At 40.3% G+C, this 17,435-nt stretch carries 15 protein-coding genes and 4 tRNA genes; 15 read left to right on the top strand and 4 right to left on the bottom strand.

Annotated elements, in window-relative coordinates; genetic code table 11:
* The first annotated feature begins 17 nt into the window (after positions 1 to 17).
* The 15 genes from wecB (at position 18) to HMPREF0693_RS14825 (ending at position 12,567) form a co-directional block, all read left to right on the top strand.
* The gene (wecB, locus tag HMPREF0693_RS14895; RefSeq protein ID WP_004246349.1) at positions 18 to 1,148 is read left to right on the top strand and encodes a non-hydrolyzing UDP-N-acetylglucosamine 2-epimerase; all 1,131 of its coding nucleotides are present in this window, start codon (positions 18 to 20) and stop codon (positions 1,146 to 1,148) included.
* Positions 1,145 to 2,407 carry a UDP-N-acetyl-D-mannosamine dehydrogenase gene (gene wecC, locus HMPREF0693_RS14890; RefSeq protein ID WP_004246348.1) on the top strand — a complete coding sequence of 421 codons (1,263 nt, stop codon included), beginning with the start codon at positions 1,145 to 1,147 and terminating at the stop codon, positions 2,405 to 2,407. Before wecB ends, wecC begins: the two co-directional genes overlap by 4 nt.
* Positions 2,398 to 3,471, top strand: coding sequence for a dTDP-glucose 4,6-dehydratase (rffG, locus tag HMPREF0693_RS14885; protein WP_004246347.1), 1,074 nt, complete (start codon positions 2,398 to 2,400; stop codon positions 3,469 to 3,471). Before wecC ends, rffG begins: the two co-directional genes overlap by 10 nt.
* A gap of 18 nt (positions 3,472 to 3,489) precedes the next feature.
* A complete protein-coding gene (gene rfbA, locus HMPREF0693_RS14880) occupies positions 3,490 to 4,371 on the top strand; it encodes a glucose-1-phosphate thymidylyltransferase RfbA (RefSeq protein ID WP_004249667.1) in 882 nt (293 codons plus the stop codon).
* Complete coding sequence (gene rffC / locus HMPREF0693_RS14875) at positions 4,349 to 5,062, top strand: dTDP-4-amino-4,6-dideoxy-D-galactose acyltransferase (protein WP_004246344.1); 714 nt, start codon at positions 4,349 to 4,351, stop codon at positions 5,060 to 5,062. Before rfbA ends, rffC begins: the two co-directional genes overlap by 23 nt.
* A 1-nt stretch (position 5,063) precedes the next feature.
* Entirely contained in the window at positions 5,064 to 6,194 is a 1,131-nt protein-coding gene (gene rffA / locus HMPREF0693_RS14870; RefSeq protein WP_004246343.1) for a dTDP-4-amino-4,6-dideoxygalactose transaminase, read from the top strand.
* Between the two features lies 1 nt (position 6,195).
* Positions 6,196 to 7,452, top strand: coding sequence for a lipid III flippase WzxE (gene wzxE / locus HMPREF0693_RS14865; protein ID WP_004246342.1), 1,257 nt, complete (start codon positions 6,196 to 6,198; stop codon positions 7,450 to 7,452).
* Positions 7,449 to 8,534: a TDP-N-acetylfucosamine:lipid II N-acetylfucosaminyltransferase gene (locus HMPREF0693_RS14860; protein ID WP_004246341.1), complete on the top strand. Its 1,086-nt coding sequence runs from the start codon at positions 7,449 to 7,451 to the stop codon at positions 8,532 to 8,534. The genes wzxE and HMPREF0693_RS14860 overlap by 4 nt, the downstream gene beginning before the upstream one ends.
* A complete protein-coding gene (gene wzyE / locus HMPREF0693_RS14855) occupies positions 8,531 to 9,895 on the top strand; it encodes an ECA oligosaccharide polymerase (RefSeq protein ID WP_004246340.1) in 1,365 nt (454 codons plus the stop codon). Before HMPREF0693_RS14860 ends, wzyE begins: the two co-directional genes overlap by 4 nt.
* Positions 9,895 to 10,632 carry a lipopolysaccharide N-acetylmannosaminouronosyltransferase gene (gene wecG, locus HMPREF0693_RS14850; protein ID WP_004246339.1) on the top strand — a complete coding sequence of 246 codons (738 nt, stop codon included), beginning with the start codon at positions 9,895 to 9,897 and terminating at the stop codon, positions 10,630 to 10,632. The genes wzyE and wecG overlap by 1 nt, the downstream gene beginning before the upstream one ends.
* A 225-nt stretch (positions 10,633 to 10,857) precedes the next feature.
* Positions 10,858 to 10,934, top strand: a tRNA-Arg gene (locus tag HMPREF0693_RS14845).
* Positions 10,935 to 10,997: 63 nt separating this feature from the next.
* Positions 10,998 to 11,073 (top strand) — tRNA-His (locus HMPREF0693_RS14840).
* A 22-nt stretch (positions 11,074 to 11,095) separates the two neighbouring features.
* A tRNA-Leu gene (locus HMPREF0693_RS14835) sits at positions 11,096 to 11,182 on the top strand.
* 27 nt (positions 11,183 to 11,209) lie between these two features.
* Positions 11,210 to 11,286 (top strand) — tRNA-Pro (locus tag HMPREF0693_RS14830).
* Between the two features lie 963 nt (positions 11,287 to 12,249).
* Positions 12,250 to 12,567 (top strand): hypothetical protein, encoded by a 318-nt coding sequence (locus HMPREF0693_RS14825; protein ID WP_004246335.1) that lies wholly within the window; start codon positions 12,250 to 12,252, stop codon positions 12,565 to 12,567.
* A gap of 62 nt (positions 12,568 to 12,629) precedes the next feature.
* On the opposite strand, the gene hemY is transcribed toward HMPREF0693_RS14825, so the two are convergent.
* The 4 genes from hemY to hemC are packed head-to-tail and all read right to left on the bottom strand — an operon-like array spanning position 12,630 to position 16,810.
* The gene (gene hemY, locus HMPREF0693_RS14820) at positions 12,630 to 13,859 is read right to left on the bottom strand and encodes a protoheme IX biogenesis protein HemY (protein ID WP_004246334.1); all 1,230 of its coding nucleotides are present in this window, start codon (positions 13,857 to 13,859) and stop codon (positions 12,630 to 12,632) included.
* Positions 13,860 to 13,863: 4 nt separating this feature from the next.
* A complete protein-coding gene (gene hemX, locus HMPREF0693_RS14815; protein ID WP_004246333.1) occupies positions 13,864 to 15,114 on the bottom strand; it encodes a uroporphyrinogen-III C-methyltransferase in 1,251 nt (416 codons plus the stop codon).
* Between the two features lie 20 nt (positions 15,115 to 15,134).
* Positions 15,135 to 15,872, bottom strand: a complete 738-nt coding sequence (gene hemD / locus HMPREF0693_RS14810; RefSeq protein WP_004246332.1) for a uroporphyrinogen-III synthase — start codon at positions 15,870 to 15,872, stop codon at positions 15,135 to 15,137.
* Positions 15,869 to 16,810: a hydroxymethylbilane synthase gene (gene hemC, locus HMPREF0693_RS14805; RefSeq protein WP_004246331.1), complete on the bottom strand. Its 942-nt coding sequence runs from the start codon at positions 16,808 to 16,810 to the stop codon at positions 15,869 to 15,871. The genes hemD and hemC overlap by 4 nt, the downstream gene beginning before the upstream one ends.
* Positions 16,811 to 17,435 lie beyond the last annotated feature (625 nt).

Below are 17,435 nucleotides of genomic sequence, written 5' to 3'. Positions count from 1 at the left end.
GAAAAAAGAGAGCCACTGTGAAAGTGTTGACTGTTTTTGGCACACGCCCTGAAGCGATCAAAATGGCACCTTTAGTGCACGCTTTAGCAAATGATGATTCGTTTGAGGCGAAAGTTTGTGTTACGGCCCAACATCGAGAAATGCTTGATCAGGTATTAAATCTTTTCGAGATCAAACCAGATTATGATCTCAATATTATGAAACCAGGACAAGATTTAACAGATATAACCTGTCGCATTTTAGAAGGTTTAAAACCTGTTCTAGCGTCATTTCAACCTGATGTTGTGTTAGTACATGGTGATACAACCACCACCATGGCGGCAAGCCTTGCTGCTTTTTATCAACAAATCCCCGTCGGTCATGTTGAAGCGGGATTACGTACCGGTAATCTCTATTCTCCTTGGCCAGAAGAAGCGAATCGGACAATTGCCGGCCATTTGGCGATGTACCATTTTGCTCCCACTGAAACTGCAAAGTTAAATCTGGTGCGAGAAGCGGTTGCGGATAAAAATATTTTTGTTACCGGCAATACCGTTATTGATGCGCTATTTTGGGTTAGCGAGCGAGTGATGGGAAATCAAACCCTGCTCGATGAACTTGCTGTGCAATATCCCTTTATTCAGCCAGAAAGAAAGATGATCTTAGTTACGGGACATCGCAGAGAAAGCTTTGGGGGTGGTTTTGAGCGCATTTGCCAAGCATTAGCAGAGATTGCATTGGCTCACCCCGATGTTGAAGTTGTCTATCCTGTTCACTTGAATCCTAATGTAAGTGAACCCGTAAAGCGTATTCTGCATGGAATTAATAATATTAAATTAATTCAACCGCAAGATTACCTGCCTTTTGTTTATTTAATGAACCACGCTTACCTTATTTTAACTGATTCAGGTGGTATTCAAGAAGAGGCGCCTTCATTAGGTAAACCTGTTCTTGTTATGCGCGATACAACAGAGCGCCCTGAAGCAGTTGAAGCCGGTTCTGTGCGTTTAGTGGGTACAGATACTAAACGTATTGTTAGCGAAGTAACCTCTTTATTGACAGACGAAAACGCATATCACCAAATGAGTAAAGCAACAAATCCTTATGGTGATGGTCATGCCTGCCAACGTATTCTTGAAGCATTGAAAAATAATCAGGTGACATTATGAGTTTTGAAACTATTTCTGTTATCGGCCTCGGCTACATTGGATTACCAACAGCGGCAGCTTTTGCCTCTCGTAAAAAAAGTGTTATTGGTGTGGATGTTAACCAACACGCTGTTGATACCATTAATAAAGGTCAAATTCACATCGTTGAACCTGATCTGGATAAAGTGGTAAAACAAGCCGTTGAAGAAGGGCATTTAAAAGCCTATACCACACCACAACCCGCAGACGCTTACCTTATTGCAGTTCCAACCCCCTTTAAAGGCGAACATGAACCCGATCTGGCTTATGTTGAAGCCGCTGCGCGTTCAATAGCACCTGTACTTAAGAAAGGTGATTTGATTATTTTAGAATCAACCTCACCCGTTGGAACAACAGAACAAATGTCACAGTGGCTTGCGCAGGCTCGTGAGGATTTAACTTTCCCACATCAACAAGGTGAAAATGCCGATATTGATATCGCTTATTGCCCTGAGCGTGTATTGCCAGGACAAGTGATGGTTGAACTTATCCGCAATGACCGTGTTGTGGGGGGCATGAACCGTAAATCATCAGAGCGTGCCAGCGAGTTATACAAAATTTTCCTTGAAGGTGAATGTGTTATCACTAATGCCCGTACTGCAGAGATGTGTAAGCTAACAGAAAATAGCTTCCGTGACGTGAATATTGCATTTGCTAATGAGTTATCCCTGATTTGTGCTGACCAAGATATTAATGTGTGGGAGCTAATTAGTTTGGCTAATCGTCATCCTCGCGTGAATATTTTACAGCCGGGTCCTGGTGTCGGTGGACACTGTATTGCCGTTGATCCTTGGTTTATCGTGTCTCAAAATCCTAAACAATCACGCTTAATTCATACTGCCCGTTTGGTCAATGATGGCAAACCTGTATGGGTTATCGATCAAGTTAAAGCCGCTGTGGCGGATTGTTTAACTGAAACCGGTAAACGTGCTAACGAGATCAAAATTGCCTGCTTTGGTTTAGCCTTTAAACCTAATATTGACGATTTACGTGAAAGTCCAGCAATGAATATCACCCAACAAGTTGCTAACTGGCATAGTGGGAAAACATTTGCTGTGGAGCCAAATATTCATGAATTACCGACTAAATTAAAAGGTATCACTGAATTAGTCTCTACAGAGCAGGCATTAAAAGAGGCGGATATTGTTTTAATGTTAGTCGACCATCAACAGTTTAAAGCGATACCTGGTAGCCAAGTTACCCAAAAATGGATTGTCGATACAAAAGGAGTATGGCGTTGAGACGTATTTTAGTCACAGGTGGCGCCGGTTTTATCGGCTCCGCAGTTGTTAGACATATTATTGATAACACCAATGACAGTGTCGTCGTGGTAGATAAACTGACTTACGCGGGAAATTTAGAGTCACTTGCCCCAGTGGCAAACAGTGAACGTTACGCGTTTGAACAGGTTGATATTTGCGATCGCGCTACACTTGATAGTTTATTTGCGCAATATCAACCAGATATCGTGATGCATTTAGCCGCGGAAAGCCATGTTGACCGCTCTATTGATGGGCCTGCAGCGTTTATTGAAACTAATATTGTTGGTACTTACACCTTATTAGAAGCTGCACGTCATTTCTGGTCAGTATTACCTGAAGATAAAAAAGCGGCATTTCGTTTCCACCATATTTCAACTGATGAAGTGTATGGCGATTTAGAAGGAACGGATGATTTCTTTACTGAAACGACATCTTATGCACCAAGTAGCCCTTATTCAGCTTCTAAAGCATCCAGTGACCACCTTGTACGAGCATGGTTGCGTACCTATGGCTTGCCAACATTGATCACCAATTGTTCAAATAACTATGGCCCTTATCATTTTCCTGAGAAATTAATCCCGCTGATTATTTTGAATGCAATTTCAGGAAAACCACTGCCTGTTTATGGCAAAGGTGAACAAATTCGCGATTGGCTCTATGTTGAAGATCATGCCCGTGCATTGTATTTAGTGGCAACAACGGCTCAACCGGGTAAAACATATAATATTGGTGGTCATAATGAACGCCGTAATATTGATGTAGTGACAACTATTTGTGAATTGCTCGAAGAGTTGCATCCTAATAAACCTGCTGGTGTGGCGAAATATGTTGATTTAATTACCCATGTAAAAGACAGACCGGGTCACGATCTACGCTATGCTATTGATGCCGCTAAAATTGCAGCAGAGTTAGGTTGGAAACCACAAGAGACCTTTGAGTCAGGTATTCGTAAGACTGTATTGTGGTATTTAAATAACCAAACTTGGTGGCAACGAGTACTAGATGGCTCTTATGCAGGAGAGCGTTTAGGACTGGGTGATTGATTACGTGAAGGATAAATGATGAAAGGTATTATTTTAGCGGGTGGCTCTGGTACACGCTTACATCCGATAACGAAAGGGGTATCGAAACAGCTGTTACCTATCTATGATAAACCCATGATCTATTATCCGCTCTCAGTACTTATGTTAGCGGGAATTCGTGATATTTTGATTATCACCACTCCTGATGATCTTACCTCATTTCAACGTTTATTGGGTGATGGCTCTGCATTTGGTGTCCATCTGCAATATAAAGTTCAGCCATCTCCTGATGGCTTAGCTCAAGCCTTTATTTTAGGGGATGAGTTTATTGGTGATGAGCACTGTTGTTTAGTCTTAGGCGATAATATCTATTTTGGTCAAGGGTTTAGCCCCAAACTAAAACAAGTTGCTCAACGTCAGCGCGGCGCAACAGTATTTGGTTATCAAGTGATGGATCCGGAGCGCTTCGGTGTTGTTGAATTTGATGATGATTTCAAAGTGCTGTCAATAGAAGAAAAACCTCAACAGCCTAAATCGAATTGGGCGGTCACTGGGCTTTATTTCTATGATAACCGCGTGGTTGATTTTGCGAAAAAGGTGAAACCTTCTGTTCGTGGTGAGCTTGAGATAACCTCGATTAATCAGATGTACCTTGAGTGTGGTGAGCTTAATGTGGAGCTATTGGGACGCGGTTTTGCTTGGTTAGATACGGGGACTCACGATAGTTTAATTGAAGCCAGTACTTTTGTACAAACCGTTGAAAAACGTCAAGGTTTTAAAGTGGCGTGTCTGGAAGAGATCGCTTGGCGTAATGGTTGGTTAACTGACGAACAAGTCAGAGAAAGCGCAAAATCACTCGCCAAAACAGGTTATGGCCGCTATCTATTGGATTTATTACATGTCCGTCCTCGCCAATATTAATTATCTTGAGTGGGAGAGCGATTTTTTCTCCCTCAATACAGGCCGTCTTGAGTTTAGTGCTCAAGCGCCTGTTTTAACACAAGATAGGCTTGAGCAATTTACGGTTGTTCATGCCAAAGTTGCTTCCTATGATCTTCTACTGATTGATAACTTAACGCAATTAGGATTTCAATTCGCTGAAGGTGAAATAGATTTCAAATTGCCAATTGGCACAGAAAATGCTTGTGGAAATATTGCTGAAATACATTTTCGCACAGCCAATGAAACTGATATCCCATTATTAATGACAACGGCTTCTGCGGCTTTTGTACAAAGTCGCTTTCGAGCGCCATGGTACCAAGAAGGTGATAGCAGCCGTTTTTATGCATTATGGGTAAAAAAAGCGGTTTTAGGCACTTTCGATGATAGCTGTTTATTGACGATGGATCGCGAAAATAAGGTTACAGGGTTTGTAACATTACGTCGGATTTCTGAGAGTGAAGCAAGAGTGGGATTACTTGCTGTAATGCCCAATAGAACAGGACAAGGCATTGGTAAGCAACTGATGTCGGTGGCGAAGTATTGGTGTCAACAGCAAGGTCTATCAACCCTCTATGTTGCAACACAAATTAGCAATATTGCAGCTTCGCGTTTATATACACAAAGCGGTGCTTTAATTGATAGCACTACTTATTGGTTATACAGGGGATAATATGATTCCGTTTAATAAACCACCCGTTGTTGGCACAGAATTAGAGTATATGAAACAGGCGATGGAAAGTGGCAAGCTCTGTGGTGATGGCAACTTCACAAAAAAATGTGAAAAGTGGTTAGAAGAACAATTTCATTGTCATAAGACGCTGTTAACACCTTCTTGTACAGCATCGTTAGAAATGGCGGCTATCCTTCTGGATATCAAACCCGGCGATGAAGTGATTATGCCGAGTTTCACTTTTGTTTCGACTTCGAACGCCTTTGTTTTACGTGGTGCAACTATTGTGTTTGTCGATATTCGTCCAGACACCATGAACCTTGATGAAACAAAAATTGAAGCGGCGATTACGGAGAAAACGCGTGCGATAGTGCCCGTTCATTATGCAGGTGTTGCCTGTGAAATGGATACCATTATGGCGATCGCCAAAAAGCATAACCTGTTTGTCGTTGAAGATGCTGCGCAAGGGGTAATGTCGACTTATAAAGGTAAAGCCTTAGGAACTATCGGTCATATTGGTTGCTATAGCTTTCATGAGACGAAAAACTATTCATCAGGTGGTGAAGGTGGGGCAACACTGATTAACGATCCGGCTTTAATTAATCGTGCGGAAGTGATCCGTGAAAAAGGCACCAATCGTAGTCAATTTTTCCGTGGGCAAGTTGATAAATACACTTGGCGTGATATTGGCTCTAGCTATTTGCTGTCTGATTTGCAAGCCGCTTATCTTTGGGCGCAACTCGAACAAGCCGATAAAATTAATGAACGTCGTTTAGCATTCTGGCAAATCTATTACGATGCATTAACGCCGTTAGCCGAACAAGGTTTGTTAACATTGCCTGTTGTACCAGACGGTTTAGAGCATAATGCCCATATGTTCTATATTAAACTTAATGATATAGAGCAGCGTACGGCTTTTAATGAGTATATGAAAGCACAGGGCGTCTTAACGGTATTCCACTATGTATCACTGCATACGAGTCCTGCCGGAATGAAGTTTGGTCGTTTTGATGGTAAAGATATTTTCACTACACAAGAGAGTGAACGCTTGGTGCGCTTACCGATGTTCTACAACATGACTGAAGAAGAGCAGCAAACCGTTATTCATCATATTCGTCATTTCTTTGCTTGATATGTCGTTAGCTAAAGCTTCAATTTGGACAGCTGGGTCAACCTTGATAAAAATCGGGGCTGGCCTGTTGGTCGTAAAGTTATTGGCGGTCTCCTTTGGTCCCTCCGGAGTGGGACTTGCGGGTAACTTCCGCCAATTAATTACCGTTCTTGGTGTACTGTCAGGGGCGGGTATTTTTAATGGTGTAACAAAATTGATTGCGCAATATCAAGATGATGCAGTACAACGCAAAAATGTGTTGGGTACATCATCATCAATGATATTGCTGTTTTCTACACTACTTGCCATTTTATTTCTTATTTTTACCACACCAATTAGTCGCGTTTTATTTGGTGATGACTATCTGCAATATCTAGATATTGTCAGAATGGTTGCCTTTATTCAGATGGGTATTGCCTATGCCAACTATTTTCTGGCGATATTAAAAGGTTATCGAGATGCATCTGGAAACGCTTTAGCGATTATTGCGGGAAGTTTAATTGGTGTTATTGCCTATTATCTCTGTTATCTCGTTGCCGGTTATCATGGTGCATTAATTGGCTTAGCTTTAGTACCTGCACTGATTTTATTGCCAGCGATGGTTATCTTAATAAAACGTAAGCGTTTTGCTCTCAGTGAATTAAAACCAAGTTGGGATAAGGCTATCGCTAGTCATCTTGGTAAATTTACCATTATGGCGCTACTGACTTCTATCACTTTACCCGTCGCTTATATCATGATGCGTAACTTGTTAGCAGAACATTATAGCTGGGATGATGTTGGCATTTGGCAAGGGGTTAGCAGTATATCGGATGCTTATCTACAATTTATTACAGCATCATTTTCTGTTTACTTATTACCCACACTTTCACGATTAACGCAAAAAAGTGAGATAGCCAAAGAGATAACCAAGTCACTGAAATTCGTCTTGCCAGCGGTGGCAGTGGCTAGTTTTATGGTTTGGTTATTGCGAGATTTTGCCATTTGGTTGCTATTTTCTGAAAAATTTATCGCTATGCGAGAGTTATTTGCTTGGCAACTGGTTGGTGATGTGTTGAAAGTAGGGGCTTATGTTTTTGGCTATCTGGTGATTGCAAAGGCTGCTTTGCGTTTTTATATTCTGACAGAAGTGAGCCAATTTGCCTTATTAACGCTTTTTTCACGCTGGCTTATTCCTGAACATGGTGCTTTAGGTGCAGCTCAAGCCTATATGGCAACCTATATTATTTACTTCCTTCTCTGTAGTTCTGTTTTCGTGATTTATTGCAGGCGCAAATGACAACTTTGATTTACGTACTAGGTTCAGACATTGTGCATCATAACAACACAATGTTACGCTTTTTTAACGACCACCTCGTGACTGAGGCGGCATTAACGTATAAACCTCGTTTTATCGTTGCCAGTAAAGATAACTCGTTATCATCACTTTATCCTCATTTAGAGATTGAGTGTTTAGCGGATAAAAAACAAGTCGCGCAGAGAGTGGTAGCATTAGCTAAAGCAGATAGAAAACAACGTTTTCTATTTCTGGGGCAATTTAATGCGCCTATTTGGCTTGCTTTATTGATGGGCAAAATTAAACGTCATCAGTTCTGGTGGCATATTTGGGGTGCTGATCTTTATCAGGATGCTAAGCAATTAAAATTTAGACTGTTTTATCTATTGCGTAAACTTGCGCAAAAACGGGTTGGACGTGTGTTTGGTACACGGGGTGATCTAAATTATTTTGCTCAATCAAATGTTAATATCCCCGCGAATTTGCTCTATTTCCCAACAAGAATGGATCCGGCGCTGACGCTTACAGAAAAGAAGCCCGTTGATCCTCAGCATATTACTATTGTATTAGGTAACTCAGGCGATAAATCTAACCGCCATATCGATGCTTTAAATGCGATTGCTGAACAATTTGGTCATAAAGCAAAAGTGATCATTCCTATGGGATATCCCGCTAATAACGAGGATTATATTCAGCAAGTATCTGATGCAGCGACAAACTTATTTCCAACAGAACACGTTGAGATATTACGACATAATCTTGCCTTTGATGATTATCTCGCACTCTTAAAAACCTGTGATTTAGGTTATTTTATTTTCCAACGTCAGCAGGGTATTGGTACGTTATGCCTGTTGATCCAATTTGGGATCCCTTTTGTGATTAGCCGTCAAAATCCATTTTGGCAAGACTTAACAGAGCAAAGTGTTCCCGTTTTCTTCTCTGGTGATAAACTTGATGTGGCGTTAATTGAAGAAGCGCAACGTCAATTATTGCTACTGGATAGGAAGAATATCACCTTCTTTGCACCTAACTTTATCCAAGGTTGGAAGCAATTGATTGAGATGAGCACAGGAGACACCCAATGACATTGGCGCAATTGGGGGGATTAACCCTTGTCTACTTTATCTCGTTGGGGTTTATTTTATTACTGACCTACCAAGAGTTTCGTCGGGTACGCTTTAATTTTAATGTCTTCTTTTCCATGCTTTATTTGCTGACATTCTATTTTGGCTTTCCATTAACTTGTTTATTAGTCTTTCAGTTTGATGTGGCAGTTGTTCCTGTCGATGCCTTATTACACGCTCTATTAGCCGCTACTAGCTTTTATGCGATTTATTATGTCACTTATAAGGTAAGACTAAGAAAAGCCTCTAGCGAGCCTTCTAGGCCGTTATTTACGATGAATCGGGTAGAGACCAACCTAACTTGGATACTGTTAGCGTTAATTGCTATCGTCACTGTGGGCATATTTTTCTTACAAAATGGCTTCTTACTCTTTAAGTTGAAAACATATAGCCAAATTTTTTCAAGCCAAGTATCAGGTGTGGCGCTAAAACGCTTTTTCTATTTTTTTATTCCTGCAATGCTGGTGGTCTATTTCTTAAAGCCCACACAACAACGTTGGCTTTTTTTCCTTTGTGCGACGGTCGGCTTTGGTATTTTGACCTATGTTATCGTCGGGGGAACACGCGCAAATATCATTATTGCGTTTGCACTATTTTTATTTATTGGCATCGTACGTGGTTGGATAACCTTATGGATGTTAATTGCTGCAGGTGTGATGAGCATTGTCGGTATGTTTTGGTTAGCACTAAAACGTTACGGGCTTGATGTCAGTGGTGCCGAAGCTTTTTATACCTTTTTATATCTGACTCGCGATACCTTCTCTCCTTGGGAAAATCTTGCATTATTGTTGAATAATTACGACAAAATCGAGTTTCAAGGACTCGCACCTATTATTCGCGATTTTTATGTGTTTATCCCTTCATGGGTTTGGCCACAAAGACCAGATGTCGTACTAAATTCAGCAAACTATTTTACTTGGGAAGTGCTTAATTATCATGCAGGACTTGCCATTTCACCAACGTTAATTGGCTCCTTGGTGGTGATGGGGGGCGTTGTATTTATCCCCTTAGGCGCGGTGGTTGTTGGGCTTATTATTAAGTGGTTTGATTGGCTCTATCAGCAGGGTTTAAATGAACACAATCGCTACAAATCTGCCATTCTTCAAGCATTTTGCTTTGGTGCTATTTTTAACATGATTGTTTTAGCGCGTGAGGGCGTTGATTCGTTTGTGTCTCGCGTGGTCTTTTTCTGTTTAGTATTTGGTGCCTGTTTAATTGCAGCCAAACTCCTGTATTGGTTATTTGAAAGTGCAGGATTAGTTCGTCACTATGTTATTAATCAAGTGCGCAATAAACCTCGTTTAGAACAAAAGGAAAAGTAATGGATACAAATTCAATTCCGAAGTATTCCATCCGTGGGCACAATATCTGGGGATTTAAAGATATGGCGCATTTTTTGGATTATCTTTATCAAGGTGCGCAAATTAAAAGTGGCTCTTTAATTGCGATTAATGCAGAAAAAATCTTAACCGCAGAAACAGATAAAGGCCTAAATCAGTTATTAGATGAAGCGGATTATTTGTACGCCGATGGCATTAGTGTTGTTCGCGGCATTCGACGTAAATATCCTGATGCACAAGTGTCTCGTATTGCGGGAGCCGATTTATGGGAAGCTTTAATGGAGCGTGCCGGGAAAGAAGGCACACCGGTCTTTTTGGTTGGTGGCAAACCTCAGGTATTGGCGCAGACGGAAAGTAAATTAAAGGCACAATGGAATGTGAATATTGTCGGTAGCCAAGATGGTTACTTTACGCCACAAGATAGAGATGCACTTTTTGAACGTATCAAAGCTTCTGGGGCAAAGATTGTGACCATTGCCATGGGCTCACCTAAGCAAGAGCTATTTATTCGTGCTTGTCGGCAAGTACACCCAGACGCGTTATATATGGGCGTAGGTGGCACTTACGATGTTTTTACAGGACATGTTAAGCGTGCGCCAAAAGCGTGGCAAAATTTAGGCCTAGAGTGGTTATATCGTTTACTGTCACAACCTAGCCGGATCAAGCGCCAATTTAAGCTATTAAAATTTGTTGGTTATTACTATTCCAATAAATTGTAAGTTGCGTGAGTATTTTTTGTCGGCAATAAGTGTTAAATAGCAAAAATCTCAATCTTTACTGGTATCTTGGTTGTTTGATTATTATACTAATGGGGCGTTGAGTGGGTAAAAACGCTCCATTTATCGACGAAATGCACAAACTATCGTCAAACAAACTTTTTTTTTCAAAAAGCACTAGACAGACAGTGCGTAAATCCGTACTATCCTCTCCCGCAACGGCGTGAAGCGCCCGTAGCTCAGCTGGATAGAGCGCTGCCCTCCGGAGGCAGAGGTCTCAGGTTCGAATCCTGTCGGGCGCGCCATTAAAGCGTGCTAAGAGTTACGGTGAAGAGCGTTGTTGTAGAAGTAGTAAGATAGCTGTTATGGTGGCTATAGCTCAGTTGGTAGAGCCCTGGATTGTGATTCCAGTTGTCGTGGGTTCGAGTCCCATTAGCCACCCCATCTTATCTTAGTTTTTGTTTATGCGAGGGTGGCGGAATTGGTAGACGCGCTAGCTTCAGGTGTTAGTGTCCTAACGGACGTGGGGGTTCAAGTCCCCCCCTTCGCACCATAAACAAGATAAGAGCAGTCATTCAGACGGCGAGTAGCGCAGCCTGGTAGCGCAACTGGTTTGGGACCAGTGGGTCGGAGGTTCGAATCCTCTCTCGCCGACCAATAAGAAAAAGCCTCGATATATATCGAGGCTTTTTTGCATTTATTATCAAGCTATTGACAGCGATATTGTCTTATTTCATTTATATTGTTGTATCTTCCTTCTGTCCTTTCTCTTTTGTCCTTTTGCTACTGTCCTAAACACAATAGACCATTTATCTATGATTCATGATTAAAGCAGGTTGTTGGCTCTTTTAGTTTAAAAAGGGAGATCATTAGGCTATTTGTTTACAGGGCAGTGTAAGTATATTAGTTAAAGATTATTAATAATTTGTATTACTGCCTGATTTTATACTACATAAAAAGAGCATCATGAGGAAATAGAATAGTTTCTGTAACATCATGAATTTAAATGAAATATTTTTTATTGTCGGTGAAAAACAACACATGGCAAATTTGATGTCGCTAAAAGGTGACATTTAACTCAATGATTTTTATATATTATATACTGGTGTTAGCTTAACTGTCGTGAAACAGAGACGAGTTGGCAAATTTATTTTTTCTTTTTTATTTAACAATAGCCTGATAAAAATACGCTCTCTGATCTTTTATATTTTAAATACGCCATACAGGCGAAGGCGCCTAAAAAATTCAATTAGTTAGTTTTATGCTGTTTGGGAATTAATTTTTTATTGGCGGAAAATACAAGTTGGCACGCTAAATGCATTACTTATCCTGTAGATGCTCATTCCACTCCTTATGACAGCATATGACTTCATAAACCTAGGAATGATGCAGAGCCGATTATCGGTGCCTACGTCCACGTTATCGATGAAACACCATTCATCACCAACAGGACGAAACGTTGAGTGAGGCACCATCCGTCTGTAGACCTGATTGTATATTTTATGCACCTGTATTTTTTAATACGGGTGTTTTTTGTCTGTTTTTTATCTCATCCCTTTTGAATTGATAACACTATCACGCTATTATCCAGCGCAAGGGTAAATAGGGGGTAGCATCACGATGATAAATAACCAAAAAGCGTATCTTGCGCAAGAAAGGCTCTTTTTGATAGATAAGTTTGGCCCATTATTGTTTTTTTTGATCCCGCTGATCATGCTGATTATCGGTGGAAAATCATGGGCGAAGTATGTCGCTTTTCTGTGTCAGGGGATCGCACTGATTTATATCGTGGTGTTTTACCAAGCAAGAAAATATTATTTGTCATTTACACACCAAAATAACAAAGGGATACCTTATCGTTTTTATCGTATCGCTTGGGTCTATTTATTTTTAATTTTGTGTCTTGAAGTAGTACTACTGGTTCAACACGCTTTTTAAAAGTAATAAAAAACCCTCAATTTTGTGTTTGAGGGTTTTGGTCAATAAATGAAATGATGTATTTATTGCAGTGCTTTATTTGTTTTAGGCTCGTCAAAAATAACAGAGTCTTTTTTTAACGTCATTAATAGCGCATCTTTGCGTACTTTGGCTGACTCAACTGATTTATTCTGTTTATCTAGCACATCAGCCAACCACGCAAAATCATGAACATCTGGACGCTGTTTTAATGCATTGCGAAATGCTGTTTCTGCTTGTGCCCATTGCCCTTGTTGCATGGCAATTTGACCGACGGTGCTATTGAGTAATGGTGTCGGACCATGTTGTTTAATTAGTGAGTTAAGCACTTTTAAAATTGAGTCTGGATCGCTGTTTTTTAAGCGCGGTAACAATAAGATCAGGCGTTCATCATAGTGACGTTTGATCCCATCTAAAATGATCGTCTGCGCAGTTTGCGGATCGTTGCACTCAATAAGGTGTTCTGCTAATACAAATCGTAGTCCATTATCATGTTGGATCTTACGAGGCTGTGCCTTCCACCAATTTTTCAGTCCATCACAACCATTTTCGGACATCTTCTGTCCCATCAGCCCAATATAGGCTTGTTGACGTAATTGCTCTAATTCATCATCTGTATGTAGGGCTATTTTCTGCATTGAAGGGATGATGTCAAGTAGTGCTTGCCAAGCTTCTGTACGTATATACGCAGTTTCTGCTAAGCGTAATACTTCCGGATGACGAGGTACTTGATTGAGTAATTCATCGACCCCAGTACGAGCAGCATGGTTTTCATTTTGCGCCAGTAAAATGCGCACTCGGGTAATATCAACGGGTAACTGATTGGTATCAGCAAGTTCAGAAGCACGCTCCAGATGTTGCTGTACTCTAAACTCATCACCCCGTTGTTGTGCTGCTTCTGCTGCTAGTAAATAGTTTACTACAGGTTGTTCCGCATAATCGGCATTGCGGCTCATCAGTTTTTCTACTTGTTTGAAATCACCTTCCGCAAGTTTCATTAATGCTAACCGTGTTTGTTTACGTGCTCGGCTGCGTTTGCGCAAAGAGAACCAACTATAGGCTTTAGAGCCTGTACCAATAAAACGACGATAACACCAGCCAAGCAAGAGCAATATCAGTTGCAGTAGGACAAACATGATCACAAGACTGGTAACGCTAGTTTCAATATCCCAATTATCGGTTTGTATAAAGACATAACCTTGATGACCCGCTAATACAGGGCCGAAGATTATCCCTGCAATCAATACCACAAACAGGAGTAAGATCTTGAACATAAATTTATTCTCCTTGTGGTGCTACGGTTGTTGATGTCGTTGTTCCTGATGTTGCACTATCTTGTGCTGCATCAACCGCATAAGGGGCTTGTGTAGCTTCGGCATCTTTGGCTTCAACCGCTTCTGGCTGTGATGTCTCGTTTTGGGTCAGCAAATTACGGATCTGCTTTTCTACTCGTTTTTCTAACAGAGAGAGGCTTTTTAATTCTGTTGGCATTGCAAGAGTAATAGGCTGCTTTTCAAGCTCATTAATACTGTCTAAGAAAGCCGTTGTATTCGGATCGGTGGTATCAAAATAGGCGCGTACCCAAGTAGATACCGCTTCTAATGATTGTTGATAAATCTCTGTTTGATGGCGAGGCACCGCTTGAGATGCAATTAATAAACGAGAGCGGATATTTTCTCGCAGATAAATATCTTGGTTTGGAGCTAATAGTGGAATAGCGGTACTGTCTCGACGACGGATAGTAATAAAGTCATCCATAAAGCTTTTCCAGCTTTTACTGAGGTTTTGCTTCCAGTCAGAAAGCGAGCCTGAAATGGCTTCATCATTTTTATCCATCGGTGAGCCATCACGCTCAAATCCAGATAAGCGTAGGTTATCAACCTGATTAGCTAACTGATTTAATTGTAAAATAGTACCATCATTATCAATTTTGCTCAGCGCGGCTAAGTTGCCAATATCTTCATTAATGGCGCGGCGGATGGCCAATAAGCTTGGGTCATTCATTTCTGCTAAGCTACTATCTGCACCTTTTAATAAACTTACCGCTGTGACGACATCTTGGTCATTCCATAATTTGCGGCCCGCCATTTTTACCATAAAATCAGCTTGCGCTAATAGCCAGCTCTTTACATCTGCACTTGAGATAGCAGCAAATTGCGTTTGTAAATTTTGGATTTGACGCTCAGTAACTTGGCGTTCATTTTGCAGTTTATCAATAGTGAGTTTTTGTGAGTTAAACTGACTGTCAATATTGTCAAAACGTTGTTGATAAGTATCTTGCAATTGTTGTAATTGTGCCAATTGTGATTTTAGCGATTGGTTTTCTGTACTTAGTTTAGTCGCTTGCTGAGTGGTGTAATAATAAAGACCACCACCGATTGCCAGAATAACGAGGATCGCAACGGCACTCCCTATCAAACCTGAACGCTTATTGTTTACAGGTTTTACTTCTTGATAGCGGATATCGTCATCAGCCTTTGATGTACCATTCTGCAAGTCATTTTCATTCGTATTTTTCTGTTCCGTCATATCGGCGTCTCATTTAAGTTCTATATTAATGCATGAAATAAAGCATCATTATTGGCACTTTCAGCAACGGTTATTTTTTTAAAGCCTAATGTGCTAGCTATTGTTGCTAATCGTTTACTGACCACCACTAAATGACTGTCTAACAGCCATGCTTTTTCAGATCCAGCGACTAGATAAAAGAGTTGTTGCAACATTTCGCCACTGGTGACCACAAAGGTATCCACTTGGGCATTTTTCCACTTTAGCGCAAACTCTTCAGATACATAATCAATAAATAGACGCTGATAACATTCACATTCATCAACAATTGCACCGCGTTGACGTAATGTTGTGGCAAGTAGTTCGCGACCACCATTGCCTCTTAGTAGTAGTACTCGCTTGTTTTCTATTTGTTGAAGTGAAGACAAGGCCAGTAGGTCTTCACTGGTTTCTCCAAATTCTGGATAACGTATAGAATGTCCTGTTAATTGCTGAAACTCTTCTGCGGTGCTTTGACCTATTCCATAATAGAATAGCGTATCTGGCCACGATTGTTGTAATTGATTTAGTTGCCAGTTTGCGTACCACACCGCATTTTTAGAAAGTAAAAAAAGGTAATCACCCGTACTTAGCTTATTTAATTTGTTTTCTAATATGGAAAGCTCTTTACCCGCGGCTATTTCTATTAAAGGTGCATGAAAAGCATGCTTTCCCGCATCAATTAAGCGTTGCGTAAGTTGTTCTCCTGCTGGGCTAGGACGAGTGATTAAAATACTCATATCGCTGTATTACCTTGATATACAGCGGTTAAAATCTCTCTAGCTCCTTTATCTAGTAGCTCTTCGGCAAGAGAAATACCAGCTTGCTCTGCATCTTCAGGTGATACTAAGCGTTCGCCACGTAAAATAGTTTTACCATCAGGGGAGCCAACTAATGCTCGTAGCCAAATTTTGTCGTTTTGCCAAATTGCATAACTACCAATAGGTACTTGGCACCCCCCCTCAAGGCGAGTGTTCATCGCACGTTCTGCTTTTACACAAGTTGCAGTATCTGCGTGGTTAAGGGCGGCTAATAAGGCTTGAGTATCATGATCATCTAAGCGACACTCAATGCCAACGGCACCTTGTCCTACCGCAGGAAGAGATTGTTCCGCAGACAAAGAAGAACGAATACGCTCAGTTAATTTAAGACGTTTTAAGCCCGCGACAGCAAGAATAATAGCATCATAGTCGCCATTATCGAGTTTACTTAAACGGGTTCCTACATTACCGCGTAAATCACGAATAATTAAATCGGGGCGCAGTGCTTTTAATTGGCATTGGCGGCGTAGGCTTGAGGTACCAACGACACTTCCGGCTGGCAGTTGTTCTAATGAATCATAATGATTAGAGACAAAGGCATCACGGGGATCTTCTCGCTCACAAATCGTCACCAATCCCAGACCTTCAGGAAAATCAATGGGGACATCTTTCATTGAATGTACGGCAATATCAGCACGAGAGCTGAGTAGTGCAAGTTCTAGCTCTTTGACAAATAACCCTTTACCACCCACTTTCGCTAATGGGGTATCTAAGATGATGTCGCCTTTCGTGACCATCGGTACTAATTCAACGACTAAGCTCGGATGAGCGATTTGTAGTTGTTCTTTAACATAAAGCGCTTGCCACATAGCAAGAGGGCTTTGGCGTGTAGCAATACGGATGGTACTTTTTGGCATAATATTATTATCTCTTCCGAGCGAGTTAGCATAATTTCTGTTTATAAATAAGGCTTTGTTTTAACACTTTAAGGTTCATTTTTCCAGTTAAGGCGTGGTGTGGTAAGGAAACAATGAAACATAAAGAGGTTTTAAATCAATATTAGTGAGGTAAAAAATAAAAAAAGGGAATTACAAATAGTAAAAATCGTTATTTTTATCTTTTTACTGTTTTATATCTATATAAAAAGTGTGGTTATTTACAATGTTTAAACATTAAATTAATTTATTTAACAATAGTGAGAGGAGAGAAAGGAGAGACTTACAGAATTTTCTGAACACATTGATAAAACAACCATTATTTTAAGGTGACCCTTTTCTATCTATTTTTTCTATAATATAAAACCACCCAAAAAATTAACAAAAATATTAATTAATAAAAAAGAAATAAAATAATTAAATAAATAATGAAAATTTAAATTTTATTTAAATAGACAATGATGAAGTTTGAATATGTCTTTAATTAATTTTATTGTTTATATTGTTATTATTTACTTATTTTTATAGATAACTCATAGAAAAAAGTAATGCTATATATAGTTATTATATATCAATGAGTTATGTTTATTTTTATTTTTTTGCTCTT

Source organism: Proteus mirabilis ATCC 29906 (assembly GCF_000160755.1).
GTDB classification, from domain to species: Bacteria; Pseudomonadota; Gammaproteobacteria; order Enterobacterales; family Enterobacteriaceae; genus Proteus; species Proteus mirabilis.
This window is presented reverse-complemented; position numbering and strand designations above follow the sequence as displayed.

Excerpts from the sequence above, each read along its gene's own strand:
- wecC (WP_004246348.1), top strand. The coding sequence starts at position 1,145 with ATGAGTTTTGAAACTATTTCTGTTATCGGCCTCGGCTACATTGGATTA.
- rffG (WP_004246347.1), top strand. The coding sequence starts at position 2,398 with ATGGCGTTGAGACGTATTTTAGTCACAGGTGGCGCCGGTTTTATCGGC.
- rfbA (WP_004249667.1), top strand. The coding sequence starts at position 3,490 with ATGAAAGGTATTATTTTAGCGGGTGGCTCTGGTACACGCTTACATCCG.
- rffC (WP_004246344.1), top strand. The coding sequence starts at position 4,349 with ATGTCCGTCCTCGCCAATATTAATTATCTTGAGTGGGAGAGCGATTTT.
- rffA (WP_004246343.1), top strand. The coding sequence starts at position 5,064 with ATGATTCCGTTTAATAAACCACCCGTTGTTGGCACAGAATTAGAGTAT.
- wzxE (WP_004246342.1), top strand. The coding sequence starts at position 6,196 with ATGTCGTTAGCTAAAGCTTCAATTTGGACAGCTGGGTCAACCTTGATA.
- HMPREF0693_RS14860 (WP_004246341.1), top strand. The coding sequence starts at position 7,449 with ATGACAACTTTGATTTACGTACTAGGTTCAGACATTGTGCATCATAAC.
- wzyE (WP_004246340.1), top strand. The coding sequence starts at position 8,531 with ATGACATTGGCGCAATTGGGGGGATTAACCCTTGTCTACTTTATCTCG.
- wecG (WP_004246339.1), top strand. The coding sequence starts at position 9,895 with ATGGATACAAATTCAATTCCGAAGTATTCCATCCGTGGGCACAATATC.
- HMPREF0693_RS14825 (WP_004246335.1), top strand. The coding sequence starts at position 12,250 with ATGATAAATAACCAAAAAGCGTATCTTGCGCAAGAAAGGCTCTTTTTG.
- hemY (WP_004246334.1), bottom strand. The coding sequence starts at position 13,859 with ATGTTCAAGATCTTACTCCTGTTTGTGGTATTGATTGCAGGGATAATC.
- hemX (WP_004246333.1), bottom strand. The coding sequence starts at position 15,114 with ATGACGGAACAGAAAAATACGAATGAAAATGACTTGCAGAATGGTACA.
- hemD (WP_004246332.1), bottom strand. The coding sequence starts at position 15,872 with ATGAGTATTTTAATCACTCGTCCTAGCCCAGCAGGAGAACAACTTACG.
- hemC (WP_004246331.1), bottom strand. The coding sequence starts at position 16,810 with ATGCCAAAAAGTACCATCCGTATTGCTACACGCCAAAGCCCTCTTGCT.